At 71.6% G+C, this 23767-nt stretch carries 24 protein-coding genes and 2 tRNA genes; 12 read left to right on the forward strand and 14 right to left on the reverse strand.

The window, feature by feature from the left end:
* Positions 1–6 precede the first annotated feature (6 nt).
* Positions 7–822: a M23 family metallopeptidase gene (locus CUT39_RS15040; RefSeq protein ID WP_100447964.1), complete on the reverse strand. Its 816-nt coding sequence runs from the start codon at positions 820–822 to the stop codon at positions 7–9.
* Positions 823–900: 78 nt separating this feature from the next.
* The gene (locus CUT39_RS15045) at positions 901–1890 is read right to left on the reverse strand and encodes a biliverdin-producing heme oxygenase (RefSeq protein WP_100447966.1); all 990 of its coding nucleotides are present in this window, start codon (positions 1888–1890) and stop codon (positions 901–903) included.
* A 274-nt stretch (positions 1891–2164) separates the two neighbouring features.
* On the opposite strand from CUT39_RS15045, the gene CUT39_RS15050 reads away from it, so the two are divergent.
* The 7 genes from CUT39_RS15050 to CUT39_RS15080 all read left to right on the forward strand — a co-directional run bounded on the left by CUT39_RS15050 (position 2165) and on the right by CUT39_RS15080 (position 6397).
* Positions 2165–2392, forward strand: a complete 228-nt coding sequence (locus tag CUT39_RS15050; RefSeq protein ID WP_100447968.1) for a hypothetical protein — start codon at positions 2165–2167, stop codon at positions 2390–2392.
* Between the two features lie 32 nt (positions 2393–2424).
* On the forward strand, positions 2425–4935 hold the full coding sequence (locus CUT39_RS15055; protein WP_157930707.1) for a bifunctional diguanylate cyclase/phosphodiesterase: 2511 nt from the start codon (positions 2425–2427) through the stop codon (positions 4933–4935).
* Between the two features lie 118 nt (positions 4936–5053).
* Positions 5054–5126: transfer RNA gene (locus CUT39_RS15060), tRNA-Thr, on the forward strand.
* Positions 5127–5190: 64 nt separating this feature from the next.
* Positions 5191–5262 (forward strand) — tRNA-Met (locus CUT39_RS15065).
* A 127-nt stretch (positions 5263–5389) separates the two neighbouring features.
* Positions 5390–5560 (forward strand): 50S ribosomal protein L33, encoded by a 171-nt coding sequence (gene rpmG, locus CUT39_RS15070; protein ID WP_100447972.1) that lies wholly within the window; start codon positions 5390–5392, stop codon positions 5558–5560.
* Between the two features lie 46 nt (positions 5561–5606).
* The gene (locus CUT39_RS15075; protein WP_157930708.1) at positions 5607–5978 is read left to right on the forward strand and encodes an FAS1-like dehydratase domain-containing protein; all 372 of its coding nucleotides are present in this window, start codon (positions 5607–5609) and stop codon (positions 5976–5978) included.
* Positions 5975–6397: a MaoC/PaaZ C-terminal domain-containing protein gene (locus CUT39_RS15080; RefSeq protein ID WP_100447976.1), complete on the forward strand. Its 423-nt coding sequence runs from the start codon at positions 5975–5977 to the stop codon at positions 6395–6397. Before CUT39_RS15075 ends, CUT39_RS15080 begins: the two co-directional genes overlap by 4 nt.
* 22 nt (positions 6398–6419) lie before the next feature.
* Here the strand turns inward: CUT39_RS15080 and CUT39_RS15085 are convergent, their stop codons facing one another.
* From CUT39_RS15085 to CUT39_RS15095, 3 genes are all read right to left on the reverse strand, one after another.
* Positions 6420–7514 carry a class I SAM-dependent methyltransferase gene (locus CUT39_RS15085; RefSeq protein ID WP_100447978.1) on the reverse strand — a complete coding sequence of 365 codons (1095 nt, stop codon included), beginning with the start codon at positions 7512–7514 and terminating at the stop codon, positions 6420–6422.
* A gap of 116 nt (positions 7515–7630) precedes the next feature.
* Positions 7631–9253: a LuxR C-terminal-related transcriptional regulator gene (locus tag CUT39_RS15090; RefSeq protein WP_100447980.1), complete on the reverse strand. Its 1623-nt coding sequence runs from the start codon at positions 9251–9253 to the stop codon at positions 7631–7633.
* A gap of 2 nt (positions 9254–9255) precedes the next feature.
* A complete protein-coding gene (locus tag CUT39_RS15095) occupies positions 9256–10104 on the reverse strand; it encodes a 3-hydroxyacyl-CoA dehydrogenase family protein (protein WP_100447982.1) in 849 nt (282 codons plus the stop codon).
* Positions 10105–10129: 25 nt separating this feature from the next.
* Between CUT39_RS15095 and CUT39_RS15100 the strand changes: the two genes are divergently transcribed.
* Positions 10130–10711: a cob(I)yrinic acid a,c-diamide adenosyltransferase gene (locus tag CUT39_RS15100; RefSeq protein ID WP_100447984.1), complete on the forward strand. Its 582-nt coding sequence runs from the start codon at positions 10130–10132 to the stop codon at positions 10709–10711.
* Between the two features lie 37 nt (positions 10712–10748).
* Here the strand turns inward: CUT39_RS15100 and CUT39_RS15105 are convergent, their stop codons facing one another.
* Positions 10749–12797 carry a heavy metal translocating P-type ATPase gene (locus CUT39_RS15105; protein ID WP_100447986.1) on the reverse strand — a complete coding sequence of 683 codons (2049 nt, stop codon included), beginning with the start codon at positions 12795–12797 and terminating at the stop codon, positions 10749–10751.
* 197 nt (positions 12798–12994) lie between these two features.
* Here CUT39_RS15105 and CUT39_RS15110 point away from each other — a divergent pair, with 197 nt between their 5' ends.
* From CUT39_RS15110 to CUT39_RS15120, 3 genes are read left to right on the forward strand one after another with little or no spacing between them, the layout of a single operon-like run.
* Positions 12995–13921, forward strand: a complete 927-nt coding sequence (locus CUT39_RS15110) for an ABC transporter ATP-binding protein (protein ID WP_100447988.1) — start codon at positions 12995–12997, stop codon at positions 13919–13921.
* Complete coding sequence (locus CUT39_RS15115) at positions 13918–14769, forward strand: ABC transporter permease (protein WP_100447990.1); 852 nt, start codon at positions 13918–13920, stop codon at positions 14767–14769. The genes CUT39_RS15110 and CUT39_RS15115 overlap by 4 nt, the downstream gene beginning before the upstream one ends.
* Before the next feature lie 5 nt (positions 14770–14774).
* A complete protein-coding gene (locus CUT39_RS15120; RefSeq protein ID WP_100447992.1) occupies positions 14775–15002 on the forward strand; it encodes a helix-turn-helix transcriptional regulator in 228 nt (75 codons plus the stop codon).
* Positions 15003–15066: 64 nt separating this feature from the next.
* Here the strand turns inward: CUT39_RS15120 and CUT39_RS15125 are convergent, their stop codons facing one another.
* The 8 genes from CUT39_RS15125 to CUT39_RS15160 all read right to left on the reverse strand — a co-directional run bounded on the left by CUT39_RS15125 (position 15067) and on the right by CUT39_RS15160 (position 21299).
* Complete coding sequence (locus tag CUT39_RS15125; protein ID WP_100447994.1) at positions 15067–15501, reverse strand: DUF2550 domain-containing protein; 435 nt, start codon at positions 15499–15501, stop codon at positions 15067–15069.
* A 4-nt stretch (positions 15502–15505) separates the two neighbouring features.
* A complete protein-coding gene (locus CUT39_RS15130; RefSeq protein ID WP_100447996.1) occupies positions 15506–15787 on the reverse strand; it encodes a F0F1 ATP synthase subunit epsilon in 282 nt (93 codons plus the stop codon).
* 159 nt (positions 15788–15946) lie between these two features.
* A complete protein-coding gene (locus CUT39_RS15135) occupies positions 15947–16624 on the reverse strand; it encodes a Crp/Fnr family transcriptional regulator (RefSeq protein ID WP_030144656.1) in 678 nt (225 codons plus the stop codon).
* A gap of 248 nt (positions 16625–16872) precedes the next feature.
* Positions 16873–18153: a MarP family serine protease gene (locus CUT39_RS15140; protein WP_232805773.1), complete on the reverse strand. Its 1281-nt coding sequence runs from the start codon at positions 18151–18153 to the stop codon at positions 16873–16875.
* Positions 18154–18160: 7 nt separating this feature from the next.
* Positions 18161–18847, reverse strand: coding sequence for an NUDIX hydrolase (locus tag CUT39_RS15145; RefSeq protein ID WP_198587162.1), 687 nt, complete (start codon positions 18845–18847; stop codon positions 18161–18163).
* Positions 18844–19413, reverse strand: coding sequence for a TlpA family protein disulfide reductase (locus tag CUT39_RS15150; protein WP_100447998.1), 570 nt, complete (start codon positions 19411–19413; stop codon positions 18844–18846). Before CUT39_RS15150 ends, CUT39_RS15145 begins: the two co-directional genes overlap by 4 nt.
* The gene (gene nth, locus CUT39_RS15155) at positions 19410–20174 is read right to left on the reverse strand and encodes an endonuclease III (protein ID WP_100448000.1); all 765 of its coding nucleotides are present in this window, start codon (positions 20172–20174) and stop codon (positions 19410–19412) included. Before nth ends, CUT39_RS15150 begins: the two co-directional genes overlap by 4 nt.
* Before the next feature lie 51 nt (positions 20175–20225).
* Positions 20226–21299 (reverse strand): S8 family serine peptidase, encoded by a 1074-nt coding sequence (locus CUT39_RS15160; RefSeq protein ID WP_198587163.1) that lies wholly within the window; start codon positions 21297–21299, stop codon positions 20226–20228.
* Positions 21300–21548: 249 nt separating this feature from the next.
* On the opposite strand from CUT39_RS15160, the gene CUT39_RS15165 reads away from it, so the two are divergent.
* A complete protein-coding gene (locus CUT39_RS15165) occupies positions 21549–23765 on the forward strand; it encodes an SseB family protein (RefSeq protein ID WP_198587164.1) in 2217 nt (738 codons plus the stop codon).
* The last annotated feature ends 2 nt before the right edge of the window (positions 23766–23767 follow it).

A 23767-nucleotide genomic window follows, 5' to 3' on the forward strand; every position in this document is an offset into this window, starting at 1 on the left:
CGGGACCTAACCGAGATCCAGCCCGGCGGATTCGAGGTAGCCGAGCGGCTCGACCGGCCGGCCGTCGACGTGCAGCTCGAAGTGCAGATGCGGGCCGAACGAGAAACCGGTGTTGCCGGCGTCGGAGACGTGCTCGCCGGCCTCGACCCGCTGCCCCTGGGAGACCAGAATCTCGGAGTTGTGCGCGTAGTAGGTCTCGACGCCGTCGCCGTGGTCGATGACCACCAGGTTCCCGAAGCCGGACTCCCAACCGGCGTGCGTCACCGTGCCGGGGAAGGCCGCGTACACCGGCGTCCCGGTGGGGGCGGCGAAGTCGACGCCGTTGTGGTTGCGCCCCCACCTGGGGCCGAACAGCGAGGTGATGTCGATCCGGTCGAGCATCGGAGTCCATGCCACCTGCGGAGCCTGCACCGACACCGGCGAGCGGCGCCGCTCCCGTTCGGCCGGGCCGGTTCCGACCGGCTCGGTCTCGACCGGTTCGGGCGCTTCCGCGGGCGCCCGCTCGTCCGGCTCGGCCGGCGGCAGGTCCCGCCACCTGGATTCGGCGGCGGCCGATTGCGCTGCTGCGGAGGCGATGTCGGTTACGGCCTCGGATGCGCCCGGGTCCGGCTCGCCCGAGGGCAGGCCGGCGGCGGTCGCCGCGGCGACCATGGACGCTCCGGCGACGGCCGAGCCGACCACGGCGGTGTAGCGGCGCTGGGTCCCGGCGAGCAGCGGCCGGAGTTCGGCGGCCCACGAAGCGCGGTGGCGGCCTCGTATGCGGTGCGGCCGGGCGGCGTGGCGGCGGACGGTGCCCCCGTCCGCCGGTCCGGTATAGGACATCGATCCTCCGGGTCCGTGGCTGCGCTCATGGACGGCAACCGGGACACCGTAGCGCCGCCGCGGGCGGCGAGGCGCGATTCACACCCGGTCGGTGTGTCGCAGCAGCTCCTTCGATTCGGTGAACAGCCGCACCACCTCCGGGCGCACCTCGGCGCGCTCGGTCAGGCGCCGGGACCACCGGATCCGGATCGTCTCCTCGGCGCCGCCGACGGTGACGGCGTACTCGCCGGCCTCGCCGTCGAGGCCCGTCATGCGGGCCGCGGTCGCCTCGGGCCGGCCGCCGGCGCCCCGGCAGATGACGAGCGTGTCCTCGGCGTGGTCGTCGTTCATGTGGCGGCAGATCGCGTCGACCGCCTCGTCGCCGAACGGGTTCGCGTCGGCCAGGCCGGAGGCGAGCTCGTCCAATACGGCTCCATTGTGGTCGTAAGCGATCAGGACCTCGTCGATCACGCGGCGCCGGTCGGCCTCACCGAGTGCGACCGCGTCCAATCGGGAACGGTAATCGGCCTTGAACGCCTTGGGATCCGGGATCGAATCGAAACGGTAGAACCCGGCGCCGGCCGCCTCCAGGCCCAGATGCTCGCGGGCGGCCTTCCCGAACGCCTGTCCGCCGGAGAGGTCCCCCAGGTAGCGGGTGTAGGAATGGGCGATGTAGCCGCCGGCCCACACCGGCGCGGTGGCGTTGATCCGTCCGACGTAGCGCCGCGTCGACTCCAGCGGCGCGACGCGGTCGCGCCAGTCAGGTCCGATGAGGAACTCCAGATCGGACTCGATCGCCTCGGTGCGCAGCAGCTCGTCGAAGACGAACGCCCCGGCCACCGCATCGCCGCGCCATCGCTCGCCGGCGGCCTCGATCGCCTCGTACACGAAGAGCTGCTGGGCGTGCCAGCGCGTGTAGTCCTCCCTCGACAGCGTCCCGTCGAAGAGGCGGTCGAACACGCCCGGCCCGCGCGCCTGCGGGCCGTCGGTCGGATCCAGTGCCCGGTGGCGCGACCAACTGGCCCTCCGGATCCGGGCGGAGAACGGCAGCGACTCGACGTCGTCCTCGGCGGTCGTGTTCGCGGGCATGCGGCCCCCAATGGGTCGGGCGGTCGTCGATCCTGCCGGTAAGGCTAACCTAACCGTCCCGGCTGCGCCAGTGCTCGGCCGGACCGGGCCGACCCCGTCCGCGCGGTGCCCCGGACGATCGGCGACAATGATTCGAACCACATATCAGACGTACGGCTGAGCCAGAAATAGCCTGAGGTTCACCCCGCGGGACTTCCCACGCCTGCGAGGACTGTGGCACCATTGGCTTGTCTGGTCCCCTTGACAACTCGAATCCAGGACCATGGGAGGCCTTGTGAAACCGGTCAGACTGCTCAAGAAGCTCGCTGCGACCGCAGCCGCGGGTCTTCTCGCTCTCGGCCTCACCGCGGGGACCCCATCCGTCGCCGCTGCGAACTCGAGTGAGATCGCCGCCACCGTAACGACGCAGGACGGCAACTCCAACGAGATCGGCTCCGCAACGGAGGACAACTCCAACGAGATTGCCTACACGACGTCCGGTAACTCCAACGAGATCGGCTGACGCCGGGGAGGGCCCGCGTCTCAGGACAGACCGTGACAGCTATCCGTGAGCGGCATCCCCGTCTGTTCACGGTGCTGCCCTGGATCATCACCGGGCTGGTACTGGCCGGGGTCGGCCTCGCTCTCATCGAGTTCGGACTCCCCGACGAGTTCTCGCCGGCCCGGGCCGCGCTGTTCGTCGCGGCGTTCATCATCGCCCAGAACCTGCTCATCCAGCAGCACGTCCGAGGCCACCGGATCTCGTTCAACCTCGCCGACATCCCACTGGTCGCCGCGCTGTTCTACCTGTCGCCGTTCGCGATCGTCGGCGTCCGCCTGGTGGCGGCGATCCTCTACTACGCGGGACGCTATCTCCGCGAGGACATCGGGCTGCTCAAGCCGCTGTTCAACATCGGGCTGACCACCAGCGGCGCGGTGGTGGCCACCGCCTTCGTCCAGTACGCGGGCCTCGTCGGCCCCCACGACCCGCGAACCTGGATCGTCATCATCGGCGCGATCGTCCTGGCCGGCTTCGTCACCACGATCATGCTGTCCCTGCTGCTGTTTATCCTCAATGGATGGGCGAGCCTCGTCAGGGCCTGGGCGGGCTTCGCGATGACCCTCCTGGGCCCGGTCCTCGCCGCCAGCGCGGGCCTGATCTTCCTCATCCTGATCGAGGCCACCCGGTGGTCGTTCCTGCCCATCGGACTGCTCACCGTCGGCATCGTCCTCCTGGCACGCAGCTACATGAAGCTGCGCCAGCAGCGCTACATCCTGAACGAACTCAACGTCTTCACCCAGCTCGTCGCCGATTCGGTGCGATCCAACCGGCTTATCGACGCCATGCTCGGGCGGCTGCGCGAGATCCTGTCGGCCGAGTCGGCGACCGTGTGGGTCCCCGCCGAGAACCGCTTCCCCGAGATCCGCCTGACCGCCGGCGTCGACGACCCCGGCCTGACCGACCTCGATCCGGTGCCGCAAGAACTCCAAAGGGAGGTCATCGCCTCCAAGGAGGCCATGTTCGTCGACCTCAAGGCCAGCGGCAGCCGCCATCGCGAGCTGCTGCGGACCGCCGGACTGCGCGGCGCGATGCTGGTGCCGCTCCGGTCCGGCGACGACGTCTACGGCTGCCTCTCGGTCGCCGACCGCATCGGCGGCGAGATGTCCCATTTCGTCCCGGTCGATCTGCAACTGCTGGAGACGGTGGCGGCCCATGTGAGCATCGCCGTCGACAACGCCCGGCTGATCGACCAACTCCGCTACGACGCCTACCACGACCCGCTCACCGGCCTGGCCAGCCGCCGCCGCAGCCTCGAAGCCCTCGAAGAGGCGCTGCGCATCACCGTGTCCGGCGAAGTCGTCGCCGTCTTCATGTTCGATGTGGACGGTATGCACGAGATCAACGACGCCCTCGGCCACGAGGCCGGCGACGCCCTGCTCGCCGAGTTCAGCCGCCGGCTCACCGACAACGCCCCCGACGCCTCGTTCATCGGCCGCATCGACTCCGACGAATTCATCCTCCAGACCCGGCTGCCCTCCACCGACGCCGCCGCCGAAGCCGCCCGCCGCCTCCGAGAGGCGATCCAGGGCCCCTTCGAATTCGGCGGCGTCGCCGTCGGCGTCTCGGCCGTCGTCGGCGTCGTCACCCACCCCGACTTCGCCGCCGACGCCGACGAGCTCCTCCAGCGCGCCGACACCGCCACCCGGCAGGCGAAGAACGCCGTCGACGGTGTCCAGACCTACCACTCCGGGCTCGAATCCGAGAGCCTGCGCCGGATCGGCCTCGCCGCCGACCTGCGGCGCGCCCTCGACCGCGACGAGCTCGAGGTCCACTTCCAGCCCAAGGTCGCCCTCGACTCCGGCGCGCTGGCCGGAGCCGAGGCGCTCGTGCGGTGGGCGCACCCCACCTACGGCCCGGTCGCCCCCGAGGAGTTCATCGCGATCGCCGGCAGCACCGGCCAGTTGGGCCGTCTGACCGAGCAGGTCCTGGACGAGGCGCTCCGGCGGTCGGCCGAGTGGTCCTGTCCGAGCGGGCCGCTGGCGATGGCGGTGAACCTCTCGCCGCGGACCCTCGGGGACGCCGACTTCCCCGACCTGGTGGCCGAGATGCTCGAGCGCCACCGGGTCCCGCCGGGGCGGCTGACGTTCGAGATCACCGAGGACGACATGGTCGCCGACGGCACCCGGCTGTCGACGGTGCTCGACCGCCTCCACGAGATGGGCGTGCGCCTGTCGGTCGACGACTTCGGCACCGGCTACTCCTCGCTGGCCTACCTGCGGCGGCTGCCGATCCAGGAGATCAAGGTCGACCTCAGGTTCGTGCAGGGGATGGCCACCGACGCGGACGACCGCGCCATCGTGCGGGCGGTGCTCGGCCTGGCCCGGCACTTCGAGATCGACGTCGTCGCCGAGGGCATCGAGTCGCACCAGACGCTCGAGCAGTTGCGGGACCTGGAGTGCGAGACCGGCCAGGGCTACTACTTCTCTCGGCCGCTCACGCCCGACCGGTTCAGCGCCTGGCTGGAGACCCAGGACCGGGGCGCCGGGCGGCTGCGGGCGGTCTGAGACGGCCCGGTGCCGCCGGGCGCGGACCGGGCTTGTGGCCTGAACCGCATCTACCGCCCCGCTTAGGAACTCCGGGGCCGATCATGTACTCTTGTCGAGTCCGCGTGAGAGCGCGAGCGCCCCAATAGCTCAGTCGGCAGAGCGTCTCCATGGTAAGGAGAAGGTCAACGGTTCGATTCCGTTTTGGGGCTCGGGAGCACTGCCGAGCAGTGTTCCGACTGCCTCCCGCACCGTCAGCGGTGGCAGTGGGTGCGCGGCGGTGTAGCTCAGTGGTAGAGCAAACGACTCATAATCGTTGTGTCGCCGGTTCGATCCCGGCCATCGCTACTGCGACCAGCGTCGACTACCGAGCTAGGCTAGTCGGCGCTATTCGTCTGAGCACTGCTCACCAGAGCATTGTGATACGTCCAGTCGGCGGACCACCGGGTTCGCCGCAATTACGAGGAAGGCACTCATCGTGGCCAAGGCTACCGACGTTCGCCCCAAGATCACCATGGCGTGCGTGGAGTGCAAGGAGCGCAACTACATCACGAAGAAGAACCGGCGGAACAACCCCGACCGGCTCGAGCTCAAGAAGTACTGCGCGCGCTGCAAGACCTCGCGAGTCCACAAAGAGACCCGCTAGGCCCCGCGCGCCCGGCATGCTCAACACTTCGTATGTAGGCCGGTCCTTGCCGACGACCGAACCAGTGGCGATCACCGCCGACTCGGTCGCACGGTTCGCCGCCGCGCTCGGCTTGCGCGACGCGGCGAAGGTGCCCCCTACCTACTTGATCTCCCTCACGTTCCCCGCCGCGGACCCGCTCCTCGACGACTCCGACTTCGGGCTCGACTGGTCGAAGGTCCTGCACCGCGAACAGCGCTTCGCCTTCCACCGCCGGCCGCGCGTCGGCGACGAGGTCACCTGCACGCCCACGATCGAGTCGATCAAGACCGTCGCCGGCAACGACCTGCTGGTCCTGCGCACCGCCGTCGACGGCACCGACGGCCCCGTCGCCGAGGTCTGGACCACCCTGTTCGTCGCCGCCGGGGAGGACGAATGACCGACTTCACCGACCTGACCGCGGGCGAGGCCGTCTTCGAGACGGCCTTTCCGGTCACCCGCGACGACCTCGCGGCCTACGCCGAGGCCTCGGGTGACCGCAACCCGATCCACCTCGACGAGGCCGCCGCCGAGGCGGCCGGACTGCCGGGCGTCATCGCCCACGGCATGTACACCATGGGGCTGGCCTCCCGCGCCGTGCTCGAGTGGGTCGAGCAGGCCGGCCTCGAAGCGGCGTTGACCGACTTCTCGGCCCGCTTCGCCAAGCCCGTGGTGGTCCCGGCCGGCTCCGGCACCACCGTCGAGATCGAGGCGAAGGTCCGCAAGGCCGACTCCGAGGCCGTGCAACTGGCGATCACCGCCCGCAGCGGCGGCGAGAAGGTGCTGGCACCGGCCCGCGCCACCCTGTCCCGGGCCTAGCGTTCGGGATCCGTCCCGCGCTTCAGCGGCGCGCCACGTAGTAGGCGTTGATGAAGTCCTCGGGGACGTTCGCGATCCGCACGTCCCCGAACCCGGCCTCCGCGAGCATCCGCTGTGCGAGTTCCACTCCCCACACGGTGCCCAGGCCGTCGCCGTCCATGGCGAGGGAGACGGTCATGCAGTGCATCGTCGAGACCGTGTAGAGGAACGGCGCCCACGGGATGTCGAGGTTGGCCGCGAGGTCGCTCGAGGCGTTCATGTCGACCATGAGGAACACGCCGTCGGCCGGGTCGAGGTGCTCGGCGACCTGCTCCAGCACGGTGGCCGGATGGGCCTGGTCGTGGATGGCGTCGAAGGCCAGGATCGCGCCGAACTCCCCGGTCCCGGACAGGTCGGCGACGTCGCGCACCTCGAAGGCGGCGTTGGTCAAGCCCCACGCCTCCGCCTCGGCCCGCGCTGCCGCGACGGCCTCCTCGGAGAAGTCGTAGCCGATGAACTCGCCGGCCGGGTACTCGCGGGCCAGCAGGTTGATCGCGTGCCCCCGGCCGCATCCGACGTCGGCGACGCGGATGCCCGCAGCCAGGCGTTCGGGGAGACCGTCGGCGAGCCGCACGGTGCGGTCGATGAGGGCGGCGTCGTTGACCTGTGCGCTCTGCTCGGCCATCACTTCGTGAAACCGCCGGAAGGACTCATAGCCCACACCGCCGCCCTCGGTGAAGCAGGCGACGACCTCGTCCTCCACCTGAGCGAGCAGGGGCAGCATCTGCATCAACGACGCGAGGTTGTCCGGACCGGCGGCCCGAGTGAGGACGGCGGCGTGCTCGAGCGGGAGTCGGTACGCCGACTCCCGCGGGTCGTACTCGACGATCCGCGCGGTGGTCATCGCGCCGAGCCACTCGCGGACGTACCGCTCGTGCAGGCCGGCCTCGGCGGCGATCTGGGCGCTGGTCGCGGGCGGGAGCCCCGCCATCGCGTCGAACAGCCCGGTGCGGTGCCCGACGCTGATCATCAGCGCGGTGGACCCGGCCGCCAGGGTGCCGAAGACGCTCTCGGCGAACCGGCCGACCGCCTCCGGGTCGGGCTGGGAGGCGGGCACTGCGGGCGTCGTGGTGGTCATGATTCGCTCCTTCGCGTGTACGGGCGTAACAACCTCGACGCTAGGATCGGTCGGTGCGGCGCCGCATCGGCCGAATCATGCAATCGCGAACGGGTCGACTACATATCCCGGCGGCGTCACAGCAGCCCCCGCTCCCGCGCCCACGCGACCGCCCCGGTGCGGCTCGCGGCACCGACCTTGCGGTAGACGTTCGCCAGGTGGCGCGCCACGGTGCGTTCGCTGATGTGGAGTCGGCCGGACGCGTCCCGGTTGGTGCTCCCATCGGCGATGGCGGCCAGCACTTCGACTTCGCGTGCGGAGAGCACCCGGTCCTCGCCGGCGCCGGGCGAGCCGACCCGGGCCAGGTCCCGCCGGGCCCCCAGCCGACTGAGGGACTCCGCGGCGGCCTGGCGCTCCCGGTCGGCCGAGTCGGAGTCGCCGAGCCGCGCCAGCGCGCGTGCGAGGTCCAGGCGGATACGGGCGACGAGATACGGCGCCCCCATCCGCTGCCACTCGTGCCGTGCCTCGCGCAACTCGGTGACGGCCTCGGCCGTGCGGCCCGCCGCGAGATGCGCGGTGCCGCGCCACCGGTGGGCGTCGGCGCGCCACGCGGGGCTGTGATGGTCGCGTGCCAACTGTTCGAGCTCGGTGACGGCGGATTCGGCGGTCTCGGTGTCCACCGCCTCGGCGGTGGCGAGGGCGACCTCGGTGCGCGCGGCCAGCAGTGGTGCTCGTTCGGCCGCGGTGGCGGCGGTCGCGAGGGCCGCGTCCAGCACCGACGCGGCGACGTGGCACCGCCCCCGGTCCAGATGGACCAGGGCCAAGCCCGGCAGCGGGTCCCTGCCGGCCCGGTGCGCGCGGCGGTACGACGCCTCCGCCGCGTCGAGTTCGCCTCGCAGCCGGTGGATCTCGCCGAGTCGGTAGTGCGCCTCCGCCGCGACCTGGAGGTCGATTCCGTCCAGTTCTTCGGCCGCGGTGGCCGCCTCCCGGGCGGCGCGGTCCCACTGCCCCTCGACCTGGAGCAGTTCGACCCGGTGCACCCGGCAGATGCCGCGGAAGATCACGGCCGGGGCGTAACCGGCCTGCCAGCGCTCGGTGATGTCCGTCCAGTAGCGAGCGCGGGGGAGGTCCCCCAGGTCGCTGCACATCTGCATCATCCGGCAGTAGAGGTTGCCCGCCCAACTGGGCGCCACTCGGCCGTCGAGCACGAGGAGCATCGCCTCGTCCAGGGCCCGCAGACCGTCGGTGACCTTGCCCTGGTGGACGGCGCTCTCGCCGGACCCGAACAGGCCGAGGGCCTGCAGCGTCGGGTCGCCGTGAGTGGAGGCGAGTTCCAGCAGCTCGGCGGACAGGGCGTCGGCGGCCTCCCATTCGCGGGCCTCGACGGCGCCGGCGCCGTCGAGCACCAGCAGGTAGCCGCGTTCGGGTGCGTTCCGGTCGGCCTCGAGCAGTCGGCGGGCGCGGGCGAACCACCCCATACCGGTGCCCTCGTTGCCTCGCAGGATCTCCATGTAGGCGATCTCGACCGCCGCGCGACCTGCTCGGGCGGGCGCGCCGTCGGCGGCATGGGCGTCGTGGAGCCGCTCGCTGGCGTCGATGAACTCGTCCACCAGGCCGAGCCACCAGCACGCGACGGCCAGGCCGTCGAGGTCGGAGACGCCGGGGTCGGGGATGCGGGCGAACCGGGTGCGGGCGGTCGACCATTCCCCCTGGGCGAGCGCGGCCTGTGCCGCCGAGCGCTCCCGCGCCACCGGATCCATCGTCACTCGTAGCCGAAGAAGCCCTCGCCGGATTTGCGGCCGATGCGGCCGGCCGCGACCATGCGGCGCAGCAGCGAGGGCGCGAAGAACTTCGGGTCGCCGGTGTCCTCGTAGATGTTCCCGGTCGCGTGGGTGATCACGTCGATGCCGGTCAGGTCCGCGGTGGCCAGCGGCCCCATCGGATGCCCGAACCCGAGCCTGCAGGCGGTGTCGAGGTCCTCGGCCGAGATCACGCCGTCCTCGACCAGCCGCGCCGCTTCGTTGACGAACGCGCAGATCAGCCGCGTGGTGGCGAATCCGGCCACGTCGCGGTTGACCACCACGCAGGTCTTGCCGGTGCTTTCGGCGAACGCCCGGGCCCGGTCCAGCGCCTCGTCGCCGGTCTGCATCCCGCGCACCAGCTCGCACAGCCGCATCATCGGCACCGGGGAGAAGAAGTGGGTGCCCACCACGCGCTCCGGGTGCGTCGCCGCCGCCGCGATCTCGGTGATGGGGATCGCGGACGTGTTCGTGGCCAGCACCGTCTCCGGACCGCAGATCCGCGAGAGCCGCTCGAAGACCTCCTGTTTGACCGACAGCCGCTCGAACACCGCCTCCACTACGATCTCTGCCTCTGCGGCGGCGCCCATGTCGGTGGTCGAGGCGATCCGGCCCCGCGCGGCGCGGGCGTCGGCCTCCTCGACCTTTCCCTTGGCGACGAACCGGTCGAGCGAATCGCCGATGGTGGCCGAGGCCCGTTCGAGCGCGCGCGGATCGTTGTCGATGAGTGTGACGTCCGTATCGGCCAGCCCCGCGACCTGCGCGATTCCCGAGCCCATGAGACCCGAACCGATTACCGCTATGTGAGACATGGGCCGAGGCTATAGGGTCGGTGGTATGGCGGTCAATCTCACCAGGATCTACACCAGAACCGGCGACGACGGCACGACCGGCCTCGCCGACTTCTCCCGAGTCCCCAAGACCCATCCGCGTCTGGCCGCTTACGGCGACGTCGACGAGCTCAACGCGGCCGTCGGGTGCGTGCTGGCGCTCGGCGGCGGGGCGGTCACCGACCACATGAAGACGGTGCTCCTGGCGGTCCAGAACGACCTGTTCGACGTCGGCGCCGACCTGTCGACGCCGGTGGCCGAGGAACCGGAGTACCCGCCCCTGCGGATCGACGAGGAGTACGTGACCCGCCTGGAAGGCTGGATCGACGAGTTCAACGCCGACCTGCAGCCGCTGCGGTCGTTCATCCTCCGCGGCGGTTCCCCGGGCGCGGCGCTGCTGCACCAGGCCTGCACGGTCGCCCGCCGCGCCGAACGCTCGACCTGGGAGCTGCTGGAGACCGAACCCGACACGACCCACGCCGTCCCGGTCACCTACCTCAACCGGCTGTCCGACCTGCTGTTCGTATTGGCGCGCATCGCGAACGACGGCGACGACATCCTCTGGCGGCCCAAGAAGTCGCAGCACTGAGCGGTGTGGCCTCGGCGCGGGAGGGCGACCGGCCGCCTCAAGGGGCCGGCGCCAGCTTGACGCGCCGCAGCAACTGCGCGTTGAGCGCGACCACGATCGTCGAGGCCGACATCAGCACCGCCCCCACCGCCGGGCTCAGGGTGAACCCGGCCCAGGCCAGGACGCCCGCCGCCAGCGGGATCGCGGCGATGTTGTACCCGGCGGCCCAGCCGAGGTTCTCGATCATCTTGCGGTGGCTCGCCTTCGACAGCCGCATCACCGCGGCTACCCCGCGCGGGTCCGAGGAGGCCAGGACCACCCCGGCCGACTCGATCGCCACGTCGGTGCCGGCCCCGATCGCGATCCCGATATCGGCGCGCGCCAGCGCAGGCGCGTCGTTGACGCCGTCGCCGACCATCGCCACGGTCAGCCCCCGCGCCTGCAGGTCCGCGACGACGCGGTCCTTGCCGGCGGGCAGCACGTCCGCGAAGACCTCGTCACGGTCTTCGGTGAAGCCGAGGTCCGCGGCGACGGCCTCGGCCACGGCCCGCGAGTCCCCGGTGATCATCGCGATCTTCCCGACTCCTTGGGCGCGCAGGTCCTCGATGGCCCGCTTCGCCTCCGGGCGGATCTCGTCCTCGAGGGCGATCGCGCCGAGCACCTTCGATTCGGCGAGCGCGATGAGGTACAGCACGGTCGCGCCCCGTCCCGACCAGGTGTCGATGTCGCCGCGCAGCGGCTCGGGCGATTCGGTTCCGAGTTCGCGCAGCAGCGCGGGTCCGCCGACGGCGTACCGCTCGCCGTCCACGGCGGCCTCGACGCCCTTGCCGGTGCGGGAGCGGAAGCCGTCGGCGTGCGCGACCTCGCCGCGGCCGCGGTGGGCCACGATCGCCTTGGCGAGCGGATGCTCGGAGTCGGATTCGACGGCGGCCGCCACGCGCAGCACCGCGTCCCGGTCGAATCGGTCGGTCCCGGCGATACCGGTGACCTTGTGCGCTCCCTGCGTGAGCGTTCCGGTCTTGTCGAACAGGACCGCCTCGGCCGTGCGCATCCGCTCGATCGCGAGCCGGTCCTTCACCAGCAGGCCCGACCGCGCCGACGTCGCGGTCGTGATCGCGACGACCAGCGGGATGGCCAGACCGAGCGCGTGCGGGCAGGCGATGACCAGGACGGTGACGGTCCGGACCACGGCCGCGCCGGCGTCGCCGAGGAGCGACCAGACCGCGAAGGTGGTCACCGCGGCGCCCACGGCGATGTAGAACAGCAGCGCCGCGAAGCGGTCGGCGAGGGCCTGGCCGCGTCCCCGCGAGGACCGGGCCTGTTCGACCAGCCGCCGGATCCCGGCGAGGGCGGTGTCGTCGCCGGTAGCGTCGACGCGGACGCGGATCGCCGAGTCGGTCGCGACGGTGCCGGCCGCCACGCGGTCGCCGTCGCCCCTGGCGACCGGCCGGGACTCGCCGGTGATCATGGACTCGTCCATTTCCGCCTCGCCCTCGGCGATGACGCCGTCGGCCGGGACTCGGGATCCCGAGCGGACCAGCACGAGGTCGCCGACGGTCAGGTCGCCGATCGCGACCGGCTCGACCGAGCCGTCACGGCGGAGGCGTTCGGCCCGGTCGGGCAGCAGCGCCGCGAGCGCGGCCAGGGCCCCTCGGGCCTGGCCGACGGCCTTCATCTCCTGCCAGTGGCCCAGCAGCATGATGGTGACCAGGGCCCCCAGCTCCCACCAGAACTCGAGGTCGAACGCGCCGAGGCTGGTGGCCAGGGAGGCGATGTAGGCGACCGAGATCGCGGTGGCGATCAGGAGCATCATCCCCGGGGCGCGGTCCCGCACCTCGCTGAGGCCCCCGGCGAGGAACGGCAGGCCGCCGTATGCGAACAGCGCGGTGCCGAGCACGGGTCCGATCAGTTCGATTCCGGGGAAGTCGAGTGCGTACCCGAACCAGTCCATGATCATGGGGCTGGTCACGACCACCGGCACGGTCAGGGCCAGACTCAGCCAGAACCTGCGGCGGAACGCCTCCGGGTCGTGGCCTGCGTGCCGGCCGTGGTCTCCGTGACTCGCCGGGTGTCTCGAGTCCTCGGGGTGCGCATGGTGATCGCTCATTCTTGAGGCTCCTTCCGCTGGACGAACGCCTGGAGCACATTATACCCCGTGGGGGTATACGGATTGGAGCGGCCGGTCCCGCTCCCCGCCGAAGCATCGGGCCGATCCATAGCGGTGCTGTAGCCGGATTGCAAAGTCATGCTGTGAAATGTAGTATGACTGCTATCAAACGACAGACTTGTACGACGGAGGTGACCATGGCGCACGCCCCGGCCCCCGACGGACCCGCCATCGCCGTGTCCGACCTGCGGATGCGATACGGCGACAAGGAGGTCCTCTCCGGCCTCGACCTCACCGTCGAACCCGGAGGCGTCACCGCCCTGCTCGGCCCCAACGGGGCCGGCAAGACCACCACGGTCGAGATCCTCGAAGGCTTCCGCGCCCGCAGCGGCGGCGAAGTCGAGGTCTTCGGCCTCGACCCCGAGCACGGCGACGAGCGCTGGCGGGCGAAGATGGGCATCGTCCTCCAGGAGTGGAACGACAACGGCAAGTGGCGCGTGCGGGACCTCCTCGCCCACTTCGCCGACTACTACCGCCCCTACTCCGACCCGTGGGAGGCAGACGGCCTGCTCGAACTCGTCGGCCTCGCCGGCGAGGCCAAGCAGCGCGTCCAGACCCTCTCGGGCGGGCAGCGCCGGCGCCTCGACGTCGCCGCAGGCATCGTCGGCCGTCCGAGCCTGCTGTTCCTCGACGAACCCACCACCGGCTTCGACCCGCACGCCCGCCGCGAGTTCCATGAACTCATCCACCGGCTCACCGACATGGAGGGTGTCACGGTCCTGCTCACCACCCACGACCTCGACGAGGCGGAGAAGCTCGCCGACCGCATCCTCATCCTCGCGGGCGGCCGCATCATCGCCGACGGTTCTCCTGACGCCCTCGCCCGGGCCGCGGCCACCAGCGCCGAGGTCAAGTGGATGCAGGACGGGCGGCGCCAGGTCCACGCCACCGACGACGCCACCGGCTTCGTCCGAAAGCTGCTGGCGGCCGACGACGGGGCCGTCCGCGACCTGGAGGTCCACAGCGCCAACCTGGAAGACGCCTATCTGACCCTGGTGGAGCGGTTCGAGTCCGGGGAGGCCGAAGCCGCGGTCGACCGATTCAGAAAGGAGGTCTCGAGGTGAACCCCACCCTCCACGCCTACAGGACCGGCTGGCGCCGCGCCCTCATCGAGACCCGGATCTCCCTGACCACGCCATCCGATGTGCTCGGTTACGTCCTCCCGGTCGGCATCGCCGTGGTGGTGCTGCTGTTCCTGCGCGGCGTCGACATCGAAGGCGCGCCGGTCTCCCTGGGCTCGATGAACATGCCGAGCCTGGTCGGCATGTTCATCGTCTGGGGCGGCGTCTTCGGCGTTCTCGGCATCCTGGTCATGGACCGCACCAACGGCACGCTCCTGCGCGCCAAGTCGATGCCCGGCGGCATGACCGGATACCTGATCGGCCACATCGGGTCGATCGCGCTGTTCACCGCCGCCGGCGTCGTCGTGCTGCTCGCGGTCGGCCTGCTGCTGTTCGACGGCCTCGAATTCGGCTCCCCGGACCGCTGGCTGACGTTCCTGGCGGTGCTCGCCCTGGGAATGGCCGCCACGATGCCGATCGGGGCCGTGCTGGGGGCGCTCATCGACAACCCCCGCAACATGGGCGTGGTCATGCTGCCCTTCATGGCGCTCATGGCCGTCTCCGGCATCTTCTACCCGCTCGGCGGCATGCCCGGCTGGGCGCAGGCCGTCGGTCAGGTCTTCCCGATGTACTGGGCCGGCCTCGGCATGCGCCACGCGATGCTGGCGGACTCGGCCGTGGTGGTCGAGATCGGCGGGTCCTGGCGCACGCTCACCATGTTCGCCGTGCTGGCGGCCTGGTCGATCACGGCCTTGGCGGCCGCACCGAAGCTGCTGAGCCGCATGGCCCGCCGCGAATCCGGCTCCACCATGGCCGCGAGGCGCCAGAAGATGTACCAGGAGTGGGGGTAAGGGCCGTGGCCGACGACGTCGTCTACAACCGGATCGCCGTGCTGCGCGCCGAGCGCGGGATCTCGCGCCGACGCCTCGCCGACGCCCTCGGCGTCCACTACCAGACGGTCGGCTACCTCGAACGCGGCGAATACAGTCCCAGCCTCCACCTGGCGCTCAAGATCGCCGAGCACTTCGAGGTCCCGGTCGAGGTCGTCTTCTCCACCAAGCCGTTCCCCCGCATCGGGACCTGACCGAGGAAACCGGGGAAACCCCGAGTTCCGGCCCCGCGCCCCGCACCCGGGCGCGGGGCCGGAACTACTCGAAATCGCGAAAGGCCGCTCCCGGGGGAGCGGCCTCGAGCCAGGAGAGGAAACCGGTGACTGCGGAGTCGGTCATCGCCAACTCGACGTCACCGGTGGGACTCTTGCAATGGAGGATCTCCACATCGGGCGGGAATATCTGCGCCTCGGCACCGGCCGGTTCCCGCCGTTCGGCCACTTGGAGCTCGGACCGGGAGAGGGTGTACCTGGGGCCGAACGCGAGGGAGAACATCCGGTACCAGAGCAACGTCCCCCGGTCGTACACGGCGAAGCCGGGGGCCCAGCCCCGCCCGGCCATGCGCCGGGACAGCCGTGCCGCCATCGCCACCGACCCGAACCGGGACAGCGCCGACCGCCGCACGTACGTCAGGATCAGGAACACCGCGACGGCCGCCGCGAGGGCGGCGGCGACGAGCAGTGCTTTCAACATGGGATCAGGCTGCGGCGGATTCGACCGCCTCGGCGGTCTCGGCCAGGACCGTCACCCCGTCGGTGGTCACCGACAGGAAACCGCCTTCGATCCGCCACGACCGCTCGGGGCCGTCGGCGGGGACGATGCGGACGACGCTGTCGACCTGGAGCTCACCGAGCATCGGCTGATGGCCGGGGAGGATGCCGAGTTCGCCTTCGGTGGTGCGAGCGTAGAGGGCCTCCGCCTCACCGGACCACACCTTCGACTCGACCGCTACGAGTTCGACGTTCAGTTGGCCTGCCACAAACGCTCCTTCAAACCGGCTCCGAGGATGGTTACCGGAAGTCTAGACGCCGACAGGTCCCTCGTCGAATCCCCCATAAGCGGGAGCCTGGGAGATCACTCCCTTGGACGCCGACGGCCCCCGGCCGTGGGGCCGGGGGCCGTCGGCGGTGCGGACCGGTCAGACGCGGGCGCGCCGGGCCAGGCGCTCGGGGTCCATGATGATGACGCTCTTGCCGTCCAGGCGCAGCCAACCGCGGCCGGCGAAATCAGCCAGGGCCTTGTTGACCGTCTCGCGGGAGGCGCCGACCAATTGCGCCAGCTCCTCCTGCGTCAGGTCGTGCGTGACTCGCAGCACGCCGCCGTCGCGGGTGCCGAAGCGGCTCGCCATGTGCAGCAGCGCCTTCGCCACCCGGCCGGGCACGTCGGTGAAGATCAGGTCGGCCATGGAGTCGTTGGTGCGGCGCAGCCGGCGCGCGATCACCCGCAGCAACTGCTCGGCGATCTCGGGCCGATTGGCCAGCCACGGACGCAGCGCGGTCTTCGACAGCCGGGCCAGGCGGGTGTCGGTCAGGGCGGTGGCGGTGGCGGTGCGCGGGCCCGGGTCGAACAGGGCCAGCTCCCCGACCATGTCGGAGGGCCCCATGACCGCGATCAGGTTCTGGCGGCCGTCGGCGGAACGGCGCCCGAGCTTCACCTTCCCGGACATGACGATGTAGAGACTGTCGCCCGGCTCGTTCTCGGTGAAGACGGTCTGGCCCTTGTTGACGTCGATGTACTCCATCTCTTTGATGAGCGACTCGACAGCTTCGGGGTCCACGCCCTTGAACAGCGCGGCCCTGGCCAATACATCTTCCATGTCCGTTCGCACCTTTCTTCAACGCACCGCTAGTGCAAGTACTGAGTCTATGCCTCTTGTCCGCATTGCGGGAGCGAGACCCCCGTAAATCCACATGCGCACCGTCGGCACCGATATGTCATCCGAATCCGAATGAAGGCGCACCTGCGGTTCCGCTAATCACGGCGTGAGCATAGACTCACCCGGCGAGCAGGGGTTTCACCCGAAAGCCGCAGTACCGACCGGCGACGACCGCTACAGCCTACCGCCTATGCGACGCCACGCCCACCCCCGTGAGCAGCCTTCACGCCGGGAATCGCGCGTGAACGCGCCGACCGTAACGTGCACGAGCCCGTGTCGACCGGCCCCGGGGCCGACTCGCCGGCGTCCAGGACCGGCGACGATTCGGCCATCGTCAGCGCGTAACCGGTCTCCGGATCGTCGACCGCGGCCGCGAAGACCACCCCGGCCACCTCGCCCTCGGGAGTGAGCATCGGCCCACCCGAATTGCCGCCGATGATCGTCGCGTACAACTGGTAGACCTCCCGGGTCACCGTCCCCGAGTTGTAGATGTCGGGCCCCGACACCACCCGCGCCTCGCGCACCCGCGCCGCGGTCGGCGTGTAGCCCGCCCCGCCCGGGTAGCCCAGCACGATCGCGTCCTCGCCCGAAGCGGTCTGCCCGTCCGCGAGCGGCAGCGCCGGCGCGTCCAGGCCCGGCACCGAGAGCACCGCCAGGTCCCGCTCGGCGTCGAACACCACCACCTCGGCGTCCATCCGCGTCCCGGCCGACTCCACCTGCACGTGCTCGGTCCCCGCCACCACGTGCGCGTTCGTCGCCACCAGATCGTCGGCGTACACGAAACTCGAGCCCTCGATCTGCCGGTCGCACGCCGGCGCCGAACCGTGCACCTTCAGCACCGACGGCTCCGAACCGGTCACCACGCCCGAGGCCGCCAGCTCCGGGTCCGGCGGCTCGACCGGCCGCACCTCGGTCGGGTCCAGTCCGGAGATCACGTCGGGGAACTCCGAGGTGTCCAGCGACTCCCGCATCGAGTCGTACACGCCCTTGACCGCCTCGGGCATGTGCCGGTCGATTCCGCCCACCAGACTCGAGTGCCGCACGGCGCTGGCCACCGCGGGCATGCCGGCGTTCGCCAGCGGCGCGGCGGCCATCCAGGTCACCAGCAGCACCGCCACCACCGACACCACCGGCCCGGCCAGATGGTCGAGCCGACGGGTTCCGTTGGTGCGCAGCCGTCTGCGGATCCTGAACCCGAGCGCGGTGAACAGCGCCTGCCCGCCGAGGGCGAGCGCGAACACCACCACCAGCGCGGCGACGAGCTTCGCGAGCGGGTCGGTGTAGAAGTCGGCGGCCATCGGCGCCAACTGGACCCCCAGCAGCGCCCCGCCCAGGAACCCCAGGAACGTCGCCGCCGAGATGATGAAGCCCTGCCGGTAGCCGTTGATCGCGAACAGAAGCGCGAGCAGGACGATGAGGACGTCTACCAGCAGGCCGCCGCCGGCCCCCATGAGCGCTTCTTCCTGCATGGCCCTCCTAGTACCGCTCGAGCCGCATCATCCGGTCAGTGTTCCACGGCCGGGCCCAGCCGCCCAATTCGAGCAGCCACGACAGTACCCCGGCGGTGAAGCCCCAGATCAGGGGTACGCCGTCGACTCGGAAGCCGGGTCCGGTACGGCCCGAGGGGTACCGGACCGTTCCGCGCGAGTCGGGATCGGCCAGGGCCTCGATCGGCACCAGGTGCGAGGCGGCGACCTCCTCCTCGGCCACGGGGGTGACCGGGTGCGGCCGGCGCCACAACCCGAGCACCGTCGTCACCGCGAACCCCGAGACGGGGATCCACACCGGAGGGAGGGTTCCGCCGACGTCGACGCTGCCCGGGTCGACCGCCAGTTCCTCGGCGGCCTCGCGCAGCGCGGTGGCGGCGGTGTCGGCGTCGTCGGGATCGGCCGCGCCGCCGGGGAAGGCGACCTCTCCGGCGTGGTGGCGCAGCCCGCCGGCGCGCTGCTGCAGCAGCACCGACGGGCCGCCGGCCCGTTCTGACAGCAGCACCAGGACCGACGCGGTCCGGGCGCCGTCGTCGGGGGAGTACAGGAGGGAGGCCTCGGCGGCCGGGCGGGACACCCGCGGGCCGTGCTCGCGTCCGGCGGCCTCCAGCAGCGGCCGCCACCACCGCGGCAGCGGTTCGGCCGCGGTGTACGGGGCGGTGCGGTCGGCGGTCACGGCAGCTCCATGCCGAACGCCTTCGACGCGGTCTCGGTGAGGCCCTGGGCGGTCACGCCGGGCTCGGTGACCAGTTCGGCGACCCGCCCGTCGGGGGCGACGAACGCCACGCCCGGCAGCGCGGGGACGCCGAGCGCGGTCCGGACCCGTTCGTCGGCGTCGAACACCGACGGGTAGGACAGGTCGAAGTCTTCGGCGAACCAGCGCCCCCGGTCGACGGTGTCGGCCGTGTCCACGCCGAGGACGTCGATGCGGTCGCCGTGGTCCTGGTAGAACGCCTCGATCTCGGGCGCCTCCTCGACGCACGGACCGCACCAGCTCGCCCACAGCACCAGCACGAGCGGCCGGTCCGGGCGGAGGCCGACTTCGGTGGCGGTGCCGTCGCCCAGGCACGGCAGCGACAGTTCGCCGAGCGGCTCCACCGGCGTCGTGCCCGGTTCGCACGCGACCGACCAGGTCGGCTCCGGGGCCGCCTCGGAGGCGGGGGGCGCGGAGCCGGGGTCGCCGCCCGAGCATCCGGAGGCGGCCAGCATCGCCGCCGCGGCCAGGGGGAGCGCCCGCCTCACCGCGCGCCCTCGATCCCGGCCAGCTTCGCCAGGCGCTCGCGTTCGGCGTCGTCGCCGCGCAGCAGCCGGGCCGCCTCGGCCGGGTCGGTCGGGCCCTCGCCGAACGAGGGGCACTGCTTCGCCAGCGTGCACGCCCCGCAGGCGGGCCTGCGGGCGATGCACACCCGCCTGCCGTGGAAGATGATGCGGTGGGAGAACATCGTCCACTCGCGCGGGTCGATCAGTTCCTGCAGCCGGAACTCCAGCTTGACCGGGTCCTTGCCCTCGGTCAGAGCGAGCCGGCCGGTCAGCCGGATCATGTGGGTGTCGACCGTGAGCCCCGGGACGCCGAAGGCGTTGCCGAGGATCACGTTCGCGGTCTTGCGGCCGATCCCGGGCAGCTTCACCAGGTCCTCGAGGCGTTGCGGGAGCTCGCCGCCGTGCCGCTCGACCAGCGTCTTGCCCAGTCCGATGATCGACTTGGTCTTGTTCCGGTAGAAACCGGTCGGGCGGATGATCGCCTCGATCCGCTCGGGGTCGGCCTCGGCGTAGTCGGCGGCGGAGCGGTACTCCGCGAACAGCGCGGGGGTGGTGAGGTTCACACGCACGTCGGTGCACTGGGCCGAAAGGATCGTCGCCACGGCCAACTCGAGCGGTGTGGAGTAGTCGAGCTCGCATTGCGCGTCGGGGTGGGCCGCGGCCAGCAGGCGGTCGATCGCGCGAGCGCGGCGCTTCTTGGCCAGGTCGCTTTCGGTTCCGTTGCGGGCGTCGGCGGCGGTCACGCCGCCATGTTACGCGGGGCCGGCGACGCCGCCGAAGCCCGCGCGGGGCGGTCACCGGGCCGCGGGACGGCGCCGCGCCCGCAGCAGCAGCGTCACGGCACCGAGCAGGCCGGCCGCGGCCGTGCCGACCGTCGCCGGCCACGGCGCCGACGCCTCCTGCCGCGCCCGCAGCTCGAACGGCTGGGGCGGCAGCCGGTCCAGGTCGGCCGCCACCGCGGCGGCGGCGTCCACCACGCCCGCGCCGATGCCGGGGCCCTCGGGGCCCGCGGTCGCGGTCAGCACGTACTTGACCTCGTCGGCGCTCAGTTCCGGTTGCGCCGACCGCACCAGCGCGGCCGCTCCCGCCGCCACCGCCGAGGCGAACGAGGTGCCGGTGGCCTCTTTATAGCCGCCGCCGGCCGCCGGTGCCCAGAGGCCGACGCCCGGCGCGGCCAGATCGGTGCGGTCGTCCGAGATCGCCGTCGGCCACCGCCTCAGACTCCGGTCCACGCCGGTCACCGCCAGGACCCGCGGATCGCGCGCCGGGAACCACACCGATTCGCCGGCCCCCTCGAGGGCCTGATTGCCGGTACACGCCACCACCAGCACGTCGCGGGCGGCCGCGTACTCGATCGCCGATCCCAGGGCGGGGGAGTCGTAGTGGCCCCCCAGCGACAGGTTGACCACGTCCGCACCCTGGTCGACCGCCCATTCGACCGCGTCGGCCACCAGCGCCGAATCGTCGTAGCGGTTCTGGTCGTCCAGCACCCGCACCGGCAGGATCTCGGCGGCCGGGGCCACTCCGGAGCCGGAGCCGCCGCCGCGGCCGGCGATGAGCCCGGCGACCGCCGTGCCGTGCCCGACCGGATCGGCGTGCGCGACCGCCTCGTCGCCGTTCCGGCGCCGGTCGGCGCCCAGCGCCAGCAGGCGCGGCCCGGTCCGGCCGGCCTCGGTGACGTAGCTGCGACCCGGCAGCACCGCCCCCGCCAGGTCGGGGTGGTCCGCGTCCACGCCCGAGTCGATGACCGCGACAGTGACTCCGGCGCCGGTCGCGGTCCGCCATGCCCGTTCGGCCCCGATCGTCGGCACGTGCCACGACGACACCGCCGACGACCCCTGCGCGGGCAGGCTCGGCGAGAGTGCCAAGATGGTCGAACAGACGCATGCGATAACGAAACGAGCGGTGCGGTCCCCCATGAGAACCGGATGGTTGCACAGCGGACCGCCCAAAAGGTGGGAGTGACACGCGCTCGCCTTTATGGTTTCGTTATTTTTGCCCTACTGACGGAAACTTGACAACGCCCTCGCGTTACGGTGACCATCGCGAGGGGACGCCGCGTCCACTCGTCGCTGCCCCATCGAGGACCGGTAGGGGAGAAGGGCTGAATGGGATCGATGTGGGAACCGAGTAACGAGATCGAGCACCGTCTCCGAGAGGCGCTGCGCGCCGACGACCAGGACGGATATTTTCGGATACTCTCTCAGATCGAGCTGGTCCTTCCGTTGTCCTATGAAGACCCGGCGGGCATCGGCGGCGCCGACACCTGGGCCACCTGGACTACCGACGACCGCACCCACATCCTCGCCTTCACCTCCGAGGCCGCCCTGTCGCTGTGCCTGCGCGACAACGCCGGATCCTCGCGGCGGGTGCGCTTCAACGCGCTGTCCGACGCCTGGCCCGACGAGGACTGGTGGCTCGCGGTCAACCCGGGCCTGCCCATCGAGGGCTACCTGCCGGCCTGGTTCGTCACCGAGGTCGCCCAGGGCATGACCACCGTCCCGGCCGAGTCGCAATCGGGCGAGCAGCAGGCGTTCGCCTCCGTGAACCAGTCCGACCCCTTCGCGAATCCGATGGAGCCGGCCCCGGGCCGGCGCGACAGCGACTTCATGCCCGCGGCGCCGTCGGTCCCCGACGTCCCGGCGCCGCCGCGCCGTTCCGACGGACAGGGCGCCACCGGGGCGTACTCGACCGTCGACGGCACCACCGGCGCCGGCCTGCCGCGGCGGCAGCCGCCCCAGGCCGAGCCGCCCGGGTCCCAGTCCGACCCGTTCGCCGAACCGGCGGGGGGCCAGTCCTCGCCGTTCCCCGAGCAGCCGCAGTGGCCGACCGAGCAGACCGACTGGCCCGACGCGCCCGAATGGCTGCGCGAGCAGCAGCCCGACCCGTCGACGCTCGCCGAGCGGCAGGCCGCCGAGTCCGCCCGGTCCGATCCCTACGCCCGGCAGTCGCCACCGCCGCAGCAGGCGGATTCCGGCGCGGGCGGGTCGTTCACGTCGATGTCCAGCGCCTTCGAACGCCGCCCGGCGGCCGCGTCCGAACCGGCCCCGTCCTCCGAGCGGCGGCCGGCGCCGGCCGAGCTCAGCGGGGAGGAGGCCGAGCCGATCCTGGCCGAGTCCGCCGCCAAGGGCGACACCGCCGCGTTCCTGCAGACACTGCTGTCGACCAGCGTCATCCTGCCGGTCGCCGACCCCGAGGCGACCGCGATCCGCGTCGGCGACCCGGCCTTCCGCTGGGCCAGCGACATCGTCGACGGCATCCACGGCATCACCGTCTACACCACCGTCGAGCGCCTGCAGGCCCGCTCCGGCGAGGACGCCCCGTACACGCAGGTCCCGTTCGGGTGGCTGATCCAGCACTGGCCCGGCGTCGAGTACGCCCTCTACGTCAACCCCGGCACCGAGGTCGGCGCCAACATGTCCGGCCCGGAGGTCGAGCCGCTGCTGAAATGGGCCGAAGCCAAGGAGCTGCTGGCGCTGGCCACCGAGATGGAGCGGCGGCAGGCCGCCGAGGTCCGCGCCAAGGCCGCGGCCCGGCGCTCCAAGCCCGTCCAGTGGCAGAAGACCATCCCGCACCACCAGGTGTCGTTCTACCTCGAGCGCGGCTACGACCGCGTCGGCGGCTTCGTGCATCCGGTCGAGTCCGTCCAGCACCTGCGCACGCCGGCGCAGTTGTACCTGGCGCTGGGCCTGATCCGGTCTTCGGAGGACTTCAACCCCACCGACGACTCGGTGCACGTGCTGCGCTGGACCGGCTACCGCACCGACCTGTACCCGCGGGCGGTCGGCGGCAACGACGAGCCGACCGCGGCCGAGCGCGGCGGCTGGATCGTCGAGCCCGGGCCCTTCCGCGGCGACGGGTTCGCCGCCTCCGAGACCGCCGACGACCGGATCCCCGAGTTCAAGATCGACTCGCTGCGGCTGCCTCACGGGGCGGGGATCCTGCGGATCGACTCCCGCGGCGAGGTGACCGACGTGGCCGTCTACGACGCCGACACGCGCGAGTGGGCCCCGGTCGACGGGGCCCCGGGCGGACCGGCCGCCATCGAGGCCGGACCGTCGCCGACGCCGCCGGTCGGCCAGCCCGCCGGGCACGGCGGCGGCTTCACCTCCGGCCCGATGGGCGAGGCCGCGCCCGGCCCCGAGTCGCAGGGCTACCAGGGCCAGGCCCACGCTCAGGCCCAGGGCTACGACACCGGCGGCTACGAGTCCTCGGCGCTCGGCGACGCCTTCGGCGACCCCGCCCAGGGCCACTACGACCTGCTGCGGCCGGCCCCGGAGGAGAAGGCCGCCTCGGTCCTGGAGAACCGGGACCGCGAGTGGAAGGGAGCCTAGAG

Source organism: Glycomyces xiaoerkulensis (assembly GCF_002798405.1).
GTDB classification, from domain to species: domain Bacteria; phylum Actinomycetota; class Actinomycetes; order Mycobacteriales; family Micromonosporaceae; genus Glycomyces; species Glycomyces xiaoerkulensis.